Source organism: Vibrio sp. Vb1018 (genome assembly GCF_033338775.1).
GTDB classification, from domain to species: domain Bacteria; phylum Pseudomonadota; class Gammaproteobacteria; order Enterobacterales; family Vibrionaceae; genus Vibrio; species Vibrio alginolyticus.
In genome coordinates, this window is sequence record NZ_JAWOTI010000010.1 from 1 (window position 1) to 17676 (window position 17676).

A 17676-nucleotide genomic window follows, 5' to 3' on the forward strand; every position below is an offset into this window, starting at 1 on the left:
GCGCTGAGTTCTTTTAGTTGTTGATTTCATAACACTCTCCAATTTTGGGGTGGAAAGTGTCAACCTTATTTAGGACGGCACAAGTAGAAAAGACAAAAAAGAGGCGACTAAGCCTCTTTTTTATTCATTGCATTATACAGTCGTTACTCGCCATTTATGGCTTTAATGACTGACGAGTAAAGCCTTTGTGACTACACTTAATACACGGAATGATTACTGTTGGGTGGTTATACGTTGTCTTGTGACCACACTCATCACAGACTAAAGTGCCTAAGCCTATCACCTCTCCTGCTTCATATAGCCCTTGATGCTCTAAGTCATCGAACAACTCAACCCACTCAACTTTAGTTCGGTCTGTAATCTCTAACAGCCCTTGCCATATCGAATCCGCAATCGTTAAGTAAAACGGACCGCTTTTGCTATCCTCGTAACTCTCTGAAAACTCTTTTAAGTCTGCTTTAAGGTACGCTTTGATTAAAGCCAATTCATCTTTGGTCAAGTCATTAGCAGCATCCACCACTTTGCCCGACGTCTCAATCGCTTTGTTAACTTCTTCCGGACTGTGCTTCAAGGTTTCAATCACATCCTCGAGCATTTCCTCATAACCTGTTTTACGTTTAGGCATAACTGACCTCCATCTTTCTCCTACCTGCGTCACTTAAGGGCGCATGGGTACAGATTGGCTATTGTTGTGATCCCTAGCTTTAGGTATTCTATGACGATCTATTTAAGTCTGTTCTAACCGAACTCACAAATTCCAAGATAACGGATACCATCGATGCAAGAACAATACAACCCACAAGATATTGAACAAAAAGTTCAAAAGCACTGGGATGACAACAAAACCTTTGTTGTAAGTGAAGACCCAAATAAAGAAAAATTCTACTGTCTGTCCATGTTCCCATACCCAAGTGGTCGACTGCACATGGGTCACGTGCGCAACTACACTATCGGTGATGTAGTATCTCGTTTCCAACGCCTACAAGGCAAAAACGTGATGCAACCAATCGGTTGGGACGCATTCGGTCTACCTGCAGAAAACGCAGCAGTAAAAAACAAAACTGCGCCAGCACCTTGGACTTACGAAAACATCGAATACATGAAGAACCAACTTAAGCTTCTAGGCTTTGGTTACGATTGGAACCGTGAATTCGCAACATGTACACCGGAGTACTACCGCTGGGAACAAGAGTTCTTCACTAAACTTTACGAGAAAGGTTTAGTTTACAAAAAGACTTCTTCTGTTAACTGGTGTCCTAACGACCAAACTGTTCTTGCAAACGAGCAGGTTGAAGACGGTTGTTGCTGGCGTTGTGATACGCCTGTAGAGCAAAAAGAAATCCCTCAATGGTTCATCAAAATCACTGAGTACGCTCAAGAGCTACTAGACGACTTAGACAAGCTTGAAGGTTGGCCTGAAATGGTGAAAACCATGCAGCGCAACTGGATTGGTCGTTCTGAAGGTGTTGAACTGAAGTTTGAAGTTAAGGGTCAACAAGACCTAGAAGTTTACACAACACGTCCAGATACGCTAATGGGTGTGACTTACGTGGGTATCGCAGCCGGCCACCCTCTTGCAGCTCTTGCAGCAGAGAACAATCCAGAGCTTGCAGCGTTTATCGACGAATGTAAGAACAACAAGGTTGCAGAAGCTGAGCTAGCGACAATGGAGAAGAAAGGTATGGCAACTGGCCTTACTGCTATTCATCCATTGAACGGCCGCGAAGTACCAGTATACGTAGCAAACTTCGTTCTGATGGACTACGGTACAGGCGCGGTAATGGCTGTACCTGCGCACGACCAACGTGACTACGAGTTCGCAACGAAGTACGGTCTAGACATCGTGCCAGTTATCAAGCCTGCTGATGGCAGCGAGCTAGACATCTCTGAAGCAGCATACACTGAGAAAGGTGTGCTGTTCGATTCAGGTGAATTCGATGGCCTAGAATTCCAAGCGGCATTCGACGCAATCGCAGCGAAGCTAAAAGCAGAGGGCAAAGGCACTAAGACTGTAAACTTCCGTCTACGCGACTGGGGTGTATCTCGTCAACGTTACTGGGGCGCACCAATCCCAATGGTAACGACTGAAGACGGTGAAGTTCACCCAGTACCTGCTGACCAACTACCAGTGATTCTTCCAGAAGACGTGGTAATGGACGGCGTCACTAGCCCAATCAAAGCAGACAAAGAGTGGGCGAAGACAACCTTTAACGGCGAACCTGCTCTACGTGAGACAGATACGTTCGATACGTTCATGGAATCTTCTTGGTACTACGCGCGTTACTGTTCACCACAAGCGGACGACATCCTAGACCCAGAAAAAGCAAACTACTGGCTACCAGTAGATCAATACATCGGTGGTATCGAGCACGCTTGTATGCACCTACTGTACTCACGCTTCTTCCACAAACTACTGCGCGATGCGGGTTACGTAACTTCTGACGAACCGTTCAAGCAACTACTGTGTCAAGGCATGGTACTGGCTGATGCGTTCTACTTCGAGAACGAGAAAGGCGGCAAAGAGTGGGTAGCTCCAACAGACGTAGCCGTTGAACGTGATGGTAAAGGCCGCATTACTTCTGCTAAAGACACTGAAGGTCGTGATGTAACGCACTCAGGCATGATCAAGATGTCTAAGTCTAAGAACAACGGTATCGACCCTCAAGAAATGGTAGACAAGTACGGCGCTGACACAGTACGTCTATTCATGATGTTCGCGTCTCCAGCGGACATGACACTTGAATGGCAAGAGTCTGGCGTAGAAGGTGCGAACCGCTTCCTAAAACGTGTTTGGAAACTAGTGAAAGAGCACACAGCGAAAGGTGCAGCAGAAGCAGTAGATACCTCAGCGCTTTCTGGTGATCAAAAAGCACTTCGCCGCGACGTTCACAAGACTATCGCGAAAGTGACGGACGATATCGCTCGTCGTCAAACATTCAACACCGCGATCGCAGCGATCATGGAGCTGATGAACAAACTAGCGAAAGCGCCTCAAGAATCTGCGCAAGATCGTGCAATCCTTGACGAAGCACTGAAAGCTATTGTTGTCATGCTTTACCCTATCACTCCGCATATCTCATACGAGCTATGGGCAGCACTAGGTGAAACAGACATTGATAACGCGGCATGGCCGACGTTTGACGAAAAAGCGCTAGTTGAAGACGAAAAAACTATCGTTGTTCAAGTTAACGGTAAGCTACGTGCGAAGCTAACAGTCCCAGCTGATATCTCTAAAGACGATATCGAACAGCTTGGTCTAAACGACGAAAACGTGGTTAAGTTCACTGATGGCCTGACTATTCGTAAAGTTATTTACGTTCCAGGTAAACTGCTGAACATCGTTGCAAACTAATCGCAGCTGTCAATTTGTCTCTGTTTAGCGAACTTATTTGTTAACCAAGAGTCATTAAACAGGGTAGTTTTCTACCCTGTTTATTTACCTCAAACCATTCACATGAGTGGTTTAAGGTAAATAACCCCTTCAATTTAGGATGAATACAATCAATGCGCTTTTTCTCTTTGATTAAACTACCAGTGGTATTGGTATTAGCGGGGCTTCTTTCTGCCTGTGGTTTTCACCTTCGCGGCGAGTATTCCGTACCGGAAGAGCTGCACACTATGTCTTTCTCCAGCTACGATGAATACAGTGAATTAACTCGCTATGTTCGCTCTCAACTCGAACTGAACAAAGTTGAACTTGTTCAACCATCATCGACGGTACCCAACCTTCATTTGACGGAAGCGACAATCGATGAGCGTACACTATCGCTTTATCAAAATAGCCGTGCAGCAGAAAAAGAGCTGACATACGTAGTAAAATACCGTGTGACAATTCCTGGCTATGGTTCTAAAAACTTTACGACAACAGTAAACCGCAACTACCTAGACAACCCGTTGACCGCACTTGCAAAATCTGTTGAGCGTGACGTAATTGAAGACGAGATGCGCTTGCAAGCTGCAAAACAGATGATGCGCCAGTTGGGCCGTATTCGTGCCGAATATGAAGCAGGACAAATCTCTGAGCCAGCGAACAAAAACTCTTAGTCACTATGCGAATTTATGCCGATAAGCTAACGGATCATTTAACTAAACAAGTTAAACAGGTTTACTTAATCTTTGGTAATGAGCCGTTACTGATTCAAGAAAGCCGCCAAGCAATCCAAAAGGCAGCGTTTCAGCAAGGTTTTGAGGAAAAACACCGTTTTGCGGTGGATGCTAGCATCGACTGGAACCAAGTTTACGACTGTTTCCAAGCGATGAGCCTGTTTTCAAACCGTCAATTGATTGAGCTTGAAATTCCTGAAAGTGGCGTAACAACCGCCGTCAGCAAAGAGCTGCAAACACTGTGTGATATGCTTCATGATGACATCATGCTCGTCATTGTTGGTAGCAAACTGACCAAAGCCCAAGAAAATGCGAAATGGTTCAAAGCATTAAGCTCAAAAGGCGATTGGGTAAGCTGCTTGTCGCCAGACCTTCAACGCCTACCTATGTTCATTCAGACACGTTGCCGCACGTTGGGACTAAAACCCGATCAGCAATCACTGCAAATGTTGGCTCAATGGCATGAAGGTAACCTATTTGCATTGACACAAAGCTTAGAGAAATTGGCCCTACTCTATCCGGATGGTGAGCTGACCATCATACGTTTAGAGGAAGCCCTAAGTCGCCATAATCACTTCACTACCTTTAACTGGATCGACGCCTTACTGGCAGGTAAAGCAAACCGTGCACAACGTATTCTTCGCCAACTTGAGGCGGAAGGGGTTGAGACCGTGATCTTGATTCGAAGTGTACAAAAAGAGTTGAGCCAACTTTTAAATATGCATCAAGACTTAACTCAAATGGGAATGAACCAGGTATTTGAGAAATATCGAGTTTGGCAAAACAAGCGTCCACTCTATAACGCAGCACTGACCCGCTTATCAGCGAGTCGTATTTGTGCATTGCTCTCCTTGTTGGCTCAAGCCGAGATAAAAGCCAAAACTCAGTATGACGAGTCTGTATGGCCAACTATTCATCAGTTGAGCTTAGAAACCTGCTCTCCTGATATTAAGCTGGCAATTTAAAAATCAAAGCGTGATATAGTGCGCGACCTGTTTTGCAAGCAAGAATGTAAAACACTTTAGAGATAAGAGACAAACCGAGGAAAACCGAGTGCTTCGCGAAGAACTGAAAGACTTTTTAGCTGATAAAGCCGACGACATGAAAGCGGAAGACATTATCGTCCTAAATGTGGAAGATAAATCAAGCGTGACAGATTACATGATCATCTGTACTGGTACATCCAAACGCCACGTTTCATCCATCGCTGACCATGTTGCAACAGAAGTGAAAAAAGCCGGTCTTGAGCCACTAGGAATGGAAGGTGAAAACGAAGGTGAATGGGTAGTCCTAGATATGGGCGACGCCATGCTTCACGTGATGCAAGAAGAGCACCGCGAACTCTACCAGCTAGAAAAACTCTGGGGTTAATCTTTTGAAAATTCAACTAATTGCTGTTGGCACAAAAATGCCAAAATGGGTTGAGGAAGGCTTTCAAGAATATCGTCGCCGTTTCCCGCATGATATGCCGTTGGAGTTGATTGAAATCTCTGCTGGTAAGCGTGGTAAGAATGCCGATATCGCTCGCATCCTGCAAAAAGAAGGAGAAGCGATGCTCGCGGCGGTACCAAAAGGCAACCGTATCGTCACGTTAGATATCCCAGGTAAAAAATGGGACACTCCTCAACTCGCTGAGCAGTTAGAAGCTTGGAAATTAGATGGCCGTGATGTATCAATATTAATCGGCGGTCCTGAAGGACTCGCTCCTGCATGCAAAGCTGCAGCAGACCAAAGCTGGTCATTGTCTGCCTTAACGCTACCCCACCCTCTAGTGCGTATCGTAATGGCAGAAAGCTTGTACCGAGCGTGGAGCATCACCGCTAACCACCCTTATCATCGCGAATAATCGTTGTTTAACTTTAGAGCCAAGCGTTAATGATTCGTAAACGACGCAGTCAAATCCGAGATTATCAAGCCGAAGCGCGTCTGTTTGCCAGCCGCGCTATTGTTGCTTTTATCGGCATTGTTGTCTTGATGGGAGCTCTGGTTGCCAACATGTACAACATTCAGGTGAACCAGTTTCAAGACTATCAAACCCGCTCGAACGATAACCGCATCAAAGTAGTGCCTATCGCGCCTAACCGAGGTCTAATTTATGACCGAAATGGCGTTTTACTGGCAGAGAACCGTCCCGTCTTTAACTTAGAACTGACCCCAGAAAAAATTAAAGACATTGATGCAACCATCCAAGAATTACAGACTATTCTGGAAATTACACCAGACCAGATTGAACGTTTCCACCACGAGCGTAAACGGACTCGTCGATTTAAATCGGTCCCACTGCTTACCCAACTGAACGAAAAACAAGTAGCGGTATTCTCCGTCAATCAGTACCGCTTTCCAGGTGTGGAAATAAGTGCGACCTTAAAGCGCTACTACCCTTTCAGCGAAGTCTTAACCCACGTGATTGGGTATGTTTCTCGAATCAATGATCGCGACATGCAGCGCCTGATCCGAGAAGAAAAAGACGCAAACTATCAAGCCACTCGCGACATTGGTAAGCTGGGTATTGAAAAATACTACGAAGACCTCTTACACGGTACAGCCGGATATCAAGAAGTCGAGGTAAACAGCCGCGGCCGAGTAATTCGTACCTTAAAGTACGTTCCACCTGTACCCGGAAAAGACATCGTTTTAAACCTTGATATCAACTTGCAGTTGTACGTACACCAATTATTGGACGGCCGCCGAGGCAGTGCTGTAGTAATCGATCCTAGAGACAACGGCGTACTGGCTATGGTTTCGAGCCCTAGCTACGATCCTAACTCGTTCGTGCACGGAATCTCAGGTAAAGACTATCGCGCCCTTTTGAACGATAAAAACCGTCCTTTGGTCAACCGCACTACACTTGGCATTTACCCTCCTGCGTCTACCATCAAACCATTTATGGCGGTAGCCGCGCTGCAAGAAGGTGTCGTCACACCTAACACCACACGAAATGACCCTGGTTATTGGCGCATACCAAACTCCAACACACGCCCGTTTCGTGACTGGTTGCGTTGGGGGCACGGGCGCGTCGATATCATTAAGTCGATCGAAGAGTCTGTTGATACCTTCTACTATCAAATCGCTTATGACATGGGTATTGACCGTATTTCGAATTGGATGATGATGTTCGGTTTTGGTGATTACACTGGCATTGATATCTACGAAGAAAGTAAGGCGAATATGCCGACTCGTGACTGGAAAATGTCTCGCCATAAAACCCCATGGTATAAAGGTGATACGATCCCTGTAGGTATCGGCCAAGGATATTGGACAGCAACACCAATGCAAATCGCCAAAGCAACCTCCGTATTAGTAAACGAGGGAGAAGTGATCGCACCTCACTTGCTCAAAGCGACGATAGAAAATGGTAACGACTTCGAAGAGCAGCAAACGACAGAATACGTGACTTACCCACCAATCAAGAATGTGCCTAAAAAGTACTGGGATATGGCGAAAGAAGGCATGCGTCGGGTAAACCATGGCACGCGCGGAACAGCTCGTCGCTCATTCTACAAAATGAATTATGAAACAGCGGGTAAATCAGGTACTGCACAGGTCTTCGGTCTGGGTGAAAACGAAGAGTACAACGCCGATGAGATCGCCGAGCACTTACGTGACCATGCGTTATTTACTGGCTTTGCACCATTTGATGATCCTAAAGTGGTCGTCACTGTAGTACTAGAAAATGCCGGTGGTGGTTCTAGTAACGGTGCCCCAGTAGTAAGGAAAATTTTTGACCGAGTCGTTCTTGGTCCAGAAGAAATTGAGCCTGAAAACAATGCGAAGAAAGAGGTAAAACAGTAATGAAGATGGATCCCTCTACAGGTAAAAATCGCGCCCTGTTTGAACGCTTCCATATCGACTTACCACTCCTACTTGGCATACTGGCCCTGATGGGGTTTGGCCTGGTGATCATGTACAGCGCCAGTGGCCAAAGTTTACTGATGATGGATCGCCAAGCCATGCGAATGGTGCTTTCACTCGTTGTGATGCTCGTCCTTGCACAGCTTTCTCCACGAACTTACGAAAGCTTGGCACCTTTGATGTTCGTTGGTGGCGTTATACTGCTTTTCGGCGTGCTGTTTTTCGGTGAAGCATCGAAAGGCGCGCAGCGTTGGCTTAACCTCGGTTTTGTGCGCTTTCAACCGTCAGAGCTATTGAAGCTCGCGGTGCCATTAATGGTAGCTCGCTATGTTGGTAGACAGCCCCTCCCACCAACGCTAAGAACACTCATTGTTGCACTGATTATGGTCTGCTTACCAACCATTCTCATTGCAAAACAGCCTGACTTAGGTACCTCAATCCTGATCGCGGCTTCCGGTATTTTTGTTATCTTCCTCGCCGGCATTAGCTGGAAAATAATTGCTGGTGCTGCGATTGCATTAGGTGGTTTCATTCCAATTCTGTGGTTTTTCTTGATGCGAGAGTATCAAAAAGTGCGAGTTCGTACTCTATTTAACCCGGAGTCTGATCCGCTAGGAGCGGGCTACCACATTATTCAGAGTAAAATTGCGATTGGCTCCGGCGGTATTTCCGGCAAAGGTTGGTTGCAAGGTACGCAGTCACAACTAGAATTTCTTCCTGAACGACACACTGACTTTATCTTTGCAGTAATTGCTGAAGAATGGGGTATGATTGGCTTCCTTTGCCTTTTAGCCATCTATCTATTTATTATTGGACGAGGTTTATATCTCGCCAGCCAAGCGCAAACCGCATTTGGACGAATGATGGCAGGCAGTATTGTACTCAGCTTCTTCGTGTATATTTTTGTAAATATTGGCATGGTAAGTGGCATCCTACCTGTAGTAGGTGTACCGTTGCCACTCATCAGTTATGGCGGCACATCAATGGTAACCTTGATGGCTGGTTTTGGTATTCTGATGTCGATTCATACGCACCGAAAAGCATTCTCTAAGGCGACCTAGACATGCAAAAACGCGCTTTATATTCCTTGGTTTTCTCTGCTCTTATTTTGGCAGGCTGTTCATCAACTAGCCAAAAAGAACAAGAAGGCCGTTACGAACTCGAATCCGATGTTGCACCGGATACACCGCTTTCAGTCGAACACATCGAGGATGCGCATCCTAAATATGAACCGTACAGCCTAGGTGGGAACAAAGATTACCACTTGCGTGGCAAAGACTACAAAATAGTTCGCAATGCGAAAGGCTTTAAAGAAAAAGGCCGCGCATCTTGGTATGGGAAAAAATTCCAAGGTCATTTGACTTCTAATGGCGAAATCTATGACATGTACTCAATGACGGCAGCGCATAAAACGCTACCGTTACCAAGTTACGTAAAAGTTACCAATACTGACAACGGCAAAACCACCGTAGTACGAGTTAATGACCGAGGTCCTTTTCACGATGGTCGTATCATTGATTTAAGCTATGCCGCCGCGCACAAGTTAGATGTCATAAAAACAGGCACCGCGAACGTGGAAATTGAAGTGATCAGTATCAATCAGCCCACGGACAAAAAGTCATTAGAAGCGCACCCTAGGTACGTTATTCAAGTGGCATCATCAAAAAATGAAGAACGCGCGCGAACTTTAGGTACCGAGCTTGGTCAAAAATTGGATACAGAAACTTTCCTAGAGAGTGCGAAAGAGTCTTATCGCTTGTTGTTAGGGCCATTTACTGACTATTCCCTGACGCAAGCCACATTAGATAAAGTAAAGTTGCTCGGCTATTCGTCTGCATTTATTAAAAAACACAACACTGCCAAATGACCTCGTGTCATGAATTTCTCTTTGATCCCCCTCTTACATAACTAGGGATTCTGATAAGATGTCTGCAGTTAACCCAAAAATTTGAATTACCATGAATAAAAATAAGTTTGTGAAATCTATTCTCGTTTCTTCGGTTGCCCTTTCTGCAACTTTCGCTCAATCTGCTCTTGCATCACCTATCGTTGTTCCAGATGCCCCTCAAATCGCGGCGAAGGGCTACGTGCTGATGGATTACCATTCAGGTAAAGTACTGGCAGAGAAAGAGATGAACACAAAATTGTCTCCAGCTAGTCTGACTAAGATGATGACCAGCTATGTAATCGGCCAAGAGCTAGCGCGTGGTAATATCTCAGAAGATGATGATGTCACCATCAGTAAAAATGCGTGGGCGAAAAACTTCCCTGATTCATCAAAGATGTTCATTGAAGTAGGCACAACAGTTAAAGTACGTGACCTGAACCGAGGTATCATCGTCCAGTCAGGTAACGATGCCTGTGTTGCGATGGCAGAACATATTGCAGGTTCAGAAGATGCGTTTGTTGACCTAATGAACGCTTGGGCCAACACATTGGGTATGACTAACTCGCACTTTGCCAACGTTCATGGCTTAGATAACGCAGAATTGTACTCAACACCATACGACATGGCACTGCTAGGTAAAGCACTTATCCGTGACGTACCAAATGAGTACCGAGTGTACTCAGAGAAGAAATTTACTTACAACGGCATCACCCAATACAACCGTAACGGTCTACTTTGGGATAAGAGCATGAACGTTGACGGCATCAAAACGGGTCACACAAGTAATGCGGGTTACAGCCTAGTAAGTTCAGCAACTGAAGGTCAAATGCGCTTGGTTGCGGTCGTTATGGGTACTAAAGATGCCAATGCTCGTAAGTCAGAAAGCAAAAAGCTGCTAAGCTACGGCTTCCGTTTCTTCGAAACAGTGGCACCGCACAAAGCAGGTGAAACGTTCGTAGAAGAAAAAGTGTGGATGGGTAACAAAGACACCGTAGCACTGGGTCTTGACCAAGATACTTACGTAACACTACCGCGTGGTGAAGCGAAAAACTTAAAAGCAAGCTTCGTCCTTGAAAAAGAGCTAGAAGCCCCAATTAATAAAGGTGATGTAGTTGGTAAGCTATACTATCAGATCGATGGTGAAGATATTGCCGAGTACCCACTAATGGCACTAGAAACCGTAGAGCAAGGTAGTCTATTTAGCCGCATGTGGGATTACATCGTATTGTTATTCAAGAGCTTCTTCTAAAAAGAACGTTAGAGTAGCAAACTTATTCGCAAAGCCGCCTGAATGGGCGGCTTTTTAAGTTTGAGCTCCTCGTCTTGAGTTCCCCCTAATTTGACTGTACTATTTCGCACCGCAACGAATATCTACTGGAGTTATCGATATGCTAACCATCAACTCTGATGCAAAATTAAAAGACCTGCTTGAGTTCCCTTGTTCATTTACTTACAAGGTAATGGGTCATGCAAAGCCTGAACTTCCAGAGCTTGTTCTTGAAGTTATTCAGCGCCATGCTCCAGGTGACTACAGCCCTACCGTTAAACCAAGTGCTAAGGGCAACTACCACTCTGTGTCAATCAACATTACTGCAACCTCTATCGAGCAGGTTGAGACACTGTACAAAGAGTTAGGTGAAATTGACATCGTACGCATGGTTCTATAATTTTTTGATATATTAAATTTTTTTTGAAAGCAGCCTTGGCTGCTTTCTTTTTATTTATCAAAGAGATAACGAGGCTTTACATCGCTTTCAGTTAAAAATCTGTTACGCAGCGGTAGAGCATCAGGGTTATCCGGTTTATAATCCAAAAACTTTATATATTAGCAACAGGAATTCCCATGCAACACCAACTTGTTGTAAAACGACTTGGCCGCCAAGACTATGAGCCTGTATGGAAGGCGATGCATGAGTTCACCGACCAACGCACAGAAGAAACCCGTGATGAAGTCTGGTTGGTAGAACATAACCCAGTATTTACGCAAGGACAGGCAGGTAAAGCTGAGCACTTGATTAACACTGGCGATATTCCTGTTGTACAAAGTGATCGCGGAGGCCAGGTTACGTATCATGGCCCTGGTCAGTTGGTCGCCTACTTCTTGATCAACCTACGCCGTAAAAAATTAGGTGTACGAGATCTCGTTACCACAATCGAGAACCTCGTGATCAATACGCTAAAAGCATACAATATTGACTCAGCCGCGCGACCTGACGCACCAGGTGTCTACGTTGCCGGTAAGAAAATATGCTCTCTCGGTTTACGCATTCGTAAAGGATGCTCGTTTCATGGCTTAGCCTTGAACGTAAATATGGATTTAACACCGTTTCTGCGTATTAACCCTTGTGGTTATGAAGGTATGGAAATGGTTCAGGTCAGCCAATTTGGCGGCCCAGACAATGTAGAAGCCGTAGAAAAACAATTAATAGAAGAACTCGTTACTTTGCTCGATTATGAGCAAGTAGAATTCAGCACAGAAGCACCTTCTCAAGGTAATAAAGCATGAGCAAACCAATCCAGATGGAAAAAGGCGTTAAATATCGTGACGCCGATAAAATGGCATTGATTCCCGTAAAGAACATGCCTACAGAGCAGAAAGAAGTGCTACGTAAGCCTGATTGGATGAAGATCAAGCTACCAGCCGACAGCCAACGAATTCAAGACATCAAAGCGGCGATGCGTAAGAATAAACTTCACTCCGTATGTGAAGAAGCATCTTGCCCGAACCTAGCGGAATGTTTTAACCACGGTACAGCAACCTTCATGATCTTAGGTGCTATTTGTACTCGTCGTTGTCCTTTCTGTGACGTTGCTCATGGCCGCCCATTACCACCGGAAGCAGAAGAGCCTCAAAAACTGGCGAAAACCATTGCCGATATGAAGCTGAAATACGTAGTAATCACTTCTGTCGACCGTGACGATCTGCGTGACGGCGGTGCACAACACTTTGCCGATTGTAACCGCGAGATCCGTGCGTTAAACCCGCATATTAAGATTGAAACACTGGTTCCTGACTTCCGTGGTCGCATGGATGTAGCGCTTGATCTAATGAAAGACAATCCGCCAGATGTCTTCAACCACAACTTAGAAACCGCGCCACGTCTTTACCGTAAAGCTCGCCCAGGTGCGAACTACAAATGGTCACTTGAGCTCCTTAAGAAGTTCAAAGAGCAGCATCCCGATGTACCGACCAAGTCTGGTTTGATGATGGGCCTTGGTGAAACCAAAGAAGAAATCATCGAAGTACTGAAAGATCTACGCGCACACGGCGTAACGATGCTGACTCTAGGCCAGTACCTAGCGCCAAGCCGTCACCACTTGCCAGTAGAACGTTACGTTCCACCATCAGAGTTTGACGAGCTAAAAGAAGTTGCACTAGAACTTGGCTTCACGCATGCAGCGTGTGGTCCATTTGTTCGCTCTTCTTACCATGCCGATATGCAGGCTCAAGGTATCGAGATTAAATAAGCTCTCGCTTGTTTTGAAAAGCTTGTTTTGAAAAGAAAGGTTGGCTCAGTGCCAACCTTTTTTGCATCTGGCAAATGATGATAAAAAGCCATTCTACCACCGTCATTCTGAACAGCGAGGAACGAGCGTGATTCAGAATCTGTTTTCAGAATACTGATGATTTTTAGGGAAACTCTGAGTAAAAGAGTGTGCCTCAACAAGATTCCTGATCTCGCCTAGGCTCGTCGGAATGACGTGGTTTGGATATATTGAAAAGGGACAGTGTTGGTAGCCACCCCCTTATCACACACTCTCGCTATATCTCATTCCAAACGCCAGACAAACAAAAAAGGCCCTCAATTGAGGACCTTTAGTATATCAATGTTCAAAATAGACGAGTCGAGTTCTAGGAGAACACACGGAGTTTACGCGAGCAAATGAGTATGTTCGACACCGAAATCGACTCATTCTATGAAGAACAGTTAGGCGTAAACCGGTAGACGCTTACAAATTTCTAGCACTTTCTGTTTAGTCGCTTCGATAACTTCTTCGTTGCCGATGTTATCTAGAACGTCACACATCCAGTTTGCTAGCTCTTTTGCATCTTCTTCAGTGAAGCCACGGCGAGTGATCGCTGGCGTACCTACACGGATACCAGACGTTACGAATGGGCTGCGTGGGTCATTTGGTACTGAGTTCTTGTTTACAGTGATGTTTGCAGCACCTAGTGCCGCGTCTGCGTCTTTACCAGTGATATCTTTGTCGATTAGGTCAACAAGGAACAAGTGGTTTTCTGTACCGTTAGATACGATTTTGTAGCCACGCTCTTGGAACTGACCAACCATTGCTTTTGCGTTTTTCACTACGCGAGCTTGATAAGCTTTGAACTCTGGCTCCATCGCTTCTTTGAACGCTACTGCTTTACCAGCGATAACGTGCATTAGAGGGCCACCTTGACCACCAGGGAACACTGCTGAGTTCAATTTCTTGTACATATCTTCGCCAGCATTTGACAAGATAAGACCACCGCGAGGACCTGCTAGTGTTTTGTGCGTCGTTGTTGTTACCACGTGAGCATGCGGTACTGGTGTTGGGTATTCACCGGCAGCGATAAGACCAGCTACGTGCGCCATATCAACAAATAAGTAAGCACCTGCTTTGTCAGCAATTTCACGCATGCGTTTCCAATCAACGATTTGCGAGTAAGCAGAGAAACCACCGATGATCATCTTAGGTTTGTGTTCAAGTGCTAGCTGTTCCATCTCGTCGTAGTTGATTTGACCAGCTTCATCGATACCGTAAGGGATAACGTTGTAGTGCTTACCCGAGAAGTTTACTGGTGAACCGTGAGTTAGGTGACCACCGTGCGCTAGGCTCATGCCTAAAACTGTATCGCCAGGGTTAAGAAGCGCCATGTAAACTGCGCTGTTTGCTTGAGAACCTGAGTGAGGCTGTACGTTAGCGTACTCACAACCAAATAGTTGGCATGCACGCTCAATTGCTAGTGCTTCAGCTTTATCTACGTACTCACAACCGCCGTAGTAACGCTTACCTGGGTAGCCTTCAGCGTATTTGTTCGTTAGCTGAGAACCTTGCGCTTCCATTACACGTGGGCTTGTGTAGTTTTCAGAAGCGATAAGTTCAATGTGTTCTTCCTGGCGAAGAGTTTCTTCCTGGATAGCTGCGAACAGTTCCGCATCGTAATCTGCGATGTTCATATCACGCTTAAGCATCTGTATCTCCTGACTCAGATTAGTACTGAAAGTTGCAAAAAAACTGTTGAATGACCCGACGCAAACGTTTTCGTCACCCTAATGGCGCGCATTCTACATAATTTGATTTAGGTCATAAAGAGAAATTTACAATTTTTCTCATGCAGTTTTTTCATGATGACAAGCAATGTTTATCATGCCAGCATTGCAATCGCATAACGACAATCTATTGCCTGTCAAATTTGTGCTTTACACCCTGTAAAACAGCAATTACATAGGTTTACCGTAAATTTTACCCTCTAGCTACCGAAAAGATCATCTTTTTACTACTATGCACGCCTTATTTATCACTAATGACTGCAATATTGATGGAAAAACACTCATTAAAAGAAGACTGGATAGCGATTCTCACGGGTACCTTTTTAGTAGCTCAAGGCGTTTTCTTTCTCCAATCCGCGAACCTTCTAACGGGAGGCACGACTGGATTGGCTCTGCTTATTAGCCAATTTACACCTTTTACCTTTGGTGTGCTGTACTTTTTAGCAAACAGTCCTTTTTACTTACTAGCATGGAAACGCTTCGGCCGTCATTTCGCCATTAATAGTGCCATTTCTGGCGCGTTGGTTTCTATCTTTGCCGATCATCTTTATTTGCTAATCTCGCTCGAATCGGTAAATGAAGTTTATTGCGCCGTCGCAGGCGGGCTTTTAATGGGGCTCGGTATGCTGATCCTATTCCGACATCGCTCCAGCTTGGGTGGCTTTAACGTGCTGTGTTTGTTTATCCAAGACAAATTTGGCATTTCAGTTGGCAAAAGCCAAATGGCAATCGATGCATGTATCCTGTTTGCTTCATTCTTCTTTGTCACACCAGAAGTGATTGGCCTTTCAATTTTGGGGGCGTTTGCACTCAATCTCGTGTTAGCGATGAACCACAAACCGCACCGCTATTCCGTGACCTACGGTTCATAAATTTTTGATAATGATTGAAGCGCGATTTATAAGATTTCGCGCTCCAATCGCTATATAATACTTCGCGATTTCCAAATAGATCGGTACGGTATGCGCGACTTTCTGCAACAAGCTAAACAGACTCACAGTTGTATTGCGATTGGAGAGCTGATCTATAACCCGAAGACACAGACCCTTCATCAAGATGTTATCGCGATTGATCTTGAACCTCGCACCATTGAATTATTAGAACTGCTGTTAACAAGCGTTGGCCACCCACTCTCTGCTGACACCATTATTGAAACCATTTGGCAGAGCAAGTTCATCTCTAAGAATGTGCTCACGAACCGCATTAGCACCTTACGTGCCCTGCTACAGCAGTACTTACCCGAATACGATGCCGCTAAGCTTTTAGTCACTTACCCCCGCAAAGGCTACTTTCTTAACCCTGCCAATATTCGTTTGGTGCCACCAGCGAAAAGCCATCGACGCGTTATCCCAACTCAGGTTGCGAGGAATAAGAACTTCAAGCTGATTTTTGCTTACAGCTTATGTGCCATACTTGCGGTATGTAGCATGACACTCGCAAGCTTGTTATGGCAACGCCAAGAAATCTCAACACAACAAACACGTCATCAACTACTGATTCCCAAAGTCGAGCTACTACTCAACCGTGTCGATTCAATCGGCTCCCAGGCGCGAAAATACCGCATACTGGTCAAAGCCATCTTGCTGCAACAACAGGTCGAATATCCATACACCGACATCGCCAACCAAGATGCTCCCAGTTACTTTCTTGATCCTATCGGTCATACGCCATATTTCCCTGGCGCACGAAACATGCAGACCAGCGACTACGAGCTCAATATCGAGTTAAAAGACGGCACAAAACAGGGCATCTTGAAAGCGCAGATGAACCTTATTTATCCTGCGACGGGCAAGCTGGCGTTTCGCAATGAGTACACACTGCGTTTATCTGCCTTACAATCGGATATTTTCCAAATGCACTCGGATGTCGCGCAATACTTCAATCTGCCTGCACCTTCGGCAAGTTCGTGGCAGCTTTCGAATATTCACAAAAAAATGTTATTCGAGAATGCCTTTTCTAGCCAACCTCTCCGACAATCTGATGAGTTTGCGGCTATAACAACAGCAAGACATCTCGCCTTATACGAGCACGAACATCAAAAGCTGGAAGCGTATTTAACTCAAGTACAATCGTCGTTTGATGTTTTGCCAGATGAGCTGAGCCTCTGGTTAGGTCTATTGCATTTCAAATTAGGTAACTTAGACAGGGCAAAAGCTCTGTTAACGACACCAGATGGCGACTCACGTATCCAAAACGCACTGATTTATACCTTTGTGTCTCACATTGCTTACAAGCAGAACAAACTTGAACAGTTCCGTCTCAACTACATGGAATCACTGGTGGCGCTGCTGCGCGTTTTACCTTCCGAAACCTTGTTTGAGCGTCTTTCTCAATCTGAATCAAAAGAGACTTGCCTCCAACCGTGGAAAACGTTGCATGTTAGTGTGACCGATCAAGAAATCATAAGCCGATGGAAAGCGCTCATTAACGAGTATTGCATTAACGTAGCCAACGAAATAACCCCAAATAAAACAAAGACCTAAATATAAAATTAAGCTTTCATTAACCCCTATTATCTTTTGTTTTTTGCCCTTTTTCTCTCACTGAACTTAGCATGCTCGCATTCAAGCAACG

16 protein-coding genes are annotated in these 17676 nt (G+C 45.2%); 14 read left to right on the plus strand and 2 right to left on the minus strand.

The features are described from left to right. Positions 1–154: 154 nt before the first annotated feature. A complete protein-coding gene (locus R7Z10_RS12130) occupies positions 155–625 on the minus strand; it encodes a zinc ribbon-containing protein (protein ID WP_005384120.1) in 471 nt (156 codons plus the stop codon). 153 nt (positions 626–778) lie between these two features. On the opposite strand from R7Z10_RS12130, the gene leuS reads away from it, so the two are divergent. From leuS to lipA, 12 genes are all read left to right on the plus strand, one after another. Then, entirely contained in the window at positions 779–3352 is a 2574-nt protein-coding gene (gene leuS, locus R7Z10_RS12135; protein WP_318104954.1) for a leucine--tRNA ligase, read from the plus strand. A gap of 152 nt (positions 3353–3504) precedes the next feature. Then, on the plus strand, positions 3505–4044 hold the full coding sequence (lptE, locus tag R7Z10_RS12140; protein ID WP_005384122.1) for an LPS assembly lipoprotein LptE: 540 nt from the start codon (positions 3505–3507) through the stop codon (positions 4042–4044). Between the two features lie 5 nt (positions 4045–4049). After that, entirely contained in the window at positions 4050–5069 is a 1020-nt protein-coding gene (gene holA / locus R7Z10_RS12145; RefSeq protein ID WP_005384123.1) for a DNA polymerase III subunit delta, read from the plus strand. 88 nt (positions 5070–5157) lie between these two features. After that, positions 5158–5475, plus strand: coding sequence for a ribosome silencing factor (gene rsfS / locus R7Z10_RS12150; RefSeq protein WP_005373015.1), 318 nt, complete (start codon positions 5158–5160; stop codon positions 5473–5475). Between the two features lie 4 nt (positions 5476–5479). Continuing rightward, complete coding sequence (gene rlmH, locus R7Z10_RS12155) at positions 5480–5950, plus strand: 23S rRNA (pseudouridine(1915)-N(3))-methyltransferase RlmH (protein ID WP_017821762.1); 471 nt, start codon at positions 5480–5482, stop codon at positions 5948–5950. A gap of 29 nt (positions 5951–5979) precedes the next feature. Further along, positions 5980–7896, plus strand: coding sequence for a penicillin-binding protein 2 (gene mrdA / locus R7Z10_RS12160; protein ID WP_005384126.1), 1917 nt, complete (start codon positions 5980–5982; stop codon positions 7894–7896). After that, the gene (gene rodA / locus R7Z10_RS12165) at positions 7896–9017 is read left to right on the plus strand and encodes a rod shape-determining protein RodA (RefSeq protein WP_005384128.1); all 1122 of its coding nucleotides are present in this window, start codon (positions 7896–7898) and stop codon (positions 9015–9017) included. Before mrdA ends, rodA begins: the two co-directional genes overlap by 1 nt. Positions 9018–9019: 2 nt before the next feature. Then, entirely contained in the window at positions 9020–9823 is an 804-nt protein-coding gene (locus R7Z10_RS12170; RefSeq protein ID WP_005384131.1) for a septal ring lytic transglycosylase RlpA family protein, read from the plus strand. A 91-nt stretch (positions 9824–9914) separates the two neighbouring features. Beyond that, entirely contained in the window at positions 9915–11093 is a 1179-nt protein-coding gene (locus tag R7Z10_RS12175; RefSeq protein WP_005384132.1) for a serine hydrolase, read from the plus strand. Between the two features lie 139 nt (positions 11094–11232). Then, positions 11233–11511 (plus strand): DUF493 family protein YbeD, encoded by a 279-nt coding sequence (ybeD, locus tag R7Z10_RS12180; RefSeq protein ID WP_005384135.1) that lies wholly within the window; start codon positions 11233–11235, stop codon positions 11509–11511. Between the two features lie 176 nt (positions 11512–11687). Continuing rightward, complete coding sequence (gene lipB / locus R7Z10_RS12185) at positions 11688–12350, plus strand: lipoyl(octanoyl) transferase LipB (protein ID WP_005384137.1); 663 nt, start codon at positions 11688–11690, stop codon at positions 12348–12350. Next, positions 12347–13312 (plus strand): lipoyl synthase, encoded by a 966-nt coding sequence (gene lipA / locus R7Z10_RS12190; RefSeq protein WP_005391329.1) that lies wholly within the window; start codon positions 12347–12349, stop codon positions 13310–13312. The genes lipB and lipA overlap by 4 nt, the downstream gene beginning before the upstream one ends. A gap of 461 nt (positions 13313–13773) precedes the next feature. On the opposite strand, the gene glyA is transcribed toward lipA, so the two are convergent. Continuing rightward, positions 13774–15024 carry a serine hydroxymethyltransferase gene (gene glyA / locus R7Z10_RS12195; protein ID WP_005381985.1) on the minus strand — a complete coding sequence of 417 codons (1251 nt, stop codon included), beginning with the start codon at positions 15022–15024 and terminating at the stop codon, positions 13774–13776. 347 nt (positions 15025–15371) lie between these two features. On the opposite strand from glyA, the gene R7Z10_RS12200 reads away from it, so the two are divergent. Together R7Z10_RS12200 and R7Z10_RS12205 are read left to right on the plus strand one after the other, a co-directional pair. Continuing rightward, the gene (locus tag R7Z10_RS12200) at positions 15372–15974 is read left to right on the plus strand and encodes a YitT family protein (RefSeq protein WP_017635671.1); all 603 of its coding nucleotides are present in this window, start codon (positions 15372–15374) and stop codon (positions 15972–15974) included. 90 nt (positions 15975–16064) lie between these two features. After that, positions 16065–17585, plus strand: a complete 1521-nt coding sequence (locus R7Z10_RS12205) for a winged helix-turn-helix domain-containing protein (protein WP_318104957.1) — start codon at positions 16065–16067, stop codon at positions 17583–17585. Positions 17586–17676: the final 91 nt, after the last annotated feature.

Bases quoted from the DNA above. Each gene is read 5' to 3' on its own strand.
- lipA (WP_005391329.1), top strand. From the start codon at position 12,347: ATGAGCAAACCAATCCAGATGGAAAAAGGCGTTAAATATCGTGACGCC.
- R7Z10_RS12170 (WP_005384131.1), top strand. From the start codon at position 9,020: ATGCAAAAACGCGCTTTATATTCCTTGGTTTTCTCTGCTCTTATTTTG.
- R7Z10_RS12200 (WP_017635671.1), top strand. From the start codon at position 15,372: ATGGAAAAACACTCATTAAAAGAAGACTGGATAGCGATTCTCACGGGT.
- holA (WP_005384123.1), top strand. From the start codon at position 4,050: ATGCGAATTTATGCCGATAAGCTAACGGATCATTTAACTAAACAAGTT.
- R7Z10_RS12205 (WP_318104957.1), top strand. From the start codon at position 16,065: ATGCGCGACTTTCTGCAACAAGCTAAACAGACTCACAGTTGTATTGCG.
- R7Z10_RS12130 (WP_005384120.1), bottom strand. From the start codon at position 625: ATGCCTAAACGTAAAACAGGTTATGAGGAAATGCTCGAGGATGTGATT.
- R7Z10_RS12175 (WP_005384132.1), top strand. From the start codon at position 9,915: ATGAATAAAAATAAGTTTGTGAAATCTATTCTCGTTTCTTCGGTTGCC.
- ybeD (WP_005384135.1), top strand. From the start codon at position 11,233: ATGCTAACCATCAACTCTGATGCAAAATTAAAAGACCTGCTTGAGTTC.
- rodA (WP_005384128.1), top strand. From the start codon at position 7,896: ATGAAGATGGATCCCTCTACAGGTAAAAATCGCGCCCTGTTTGAACGC.
- lptE (WP_005384122.1), top strand. From the start codon at position 3,505: ATGCGCTTTTTCTCTTTGATTAAACTACCAGTGGTATTGGTATTAGCG.
- lipB (WP_005384137.1), top strand. From the start codon at position 11,688: ATGCAACACCAACTTGTTGTAAAACGACTTGGCCGCCAAGACTATGAG.
- leuS (WP_318104954.1), top strand. From the start codon at position 779: ATGCAAGAACAATACAACCCACAAGATATTGAACAAAAAGTTCAAAAG.
- glyA (WP_005381985.1), bottom strand. From the start codon at position 15,024: ATGCTTAAGCGTGATATGAACATCGCAGATTACGATGCGGAACTGTTC.
- mrdA (WP_005384126.1), top strand. From the start codon at position 5,980: ATGATTCGTAAACGACGCAGTCAAATCCGAGATTATCAAGCCGAAGCG.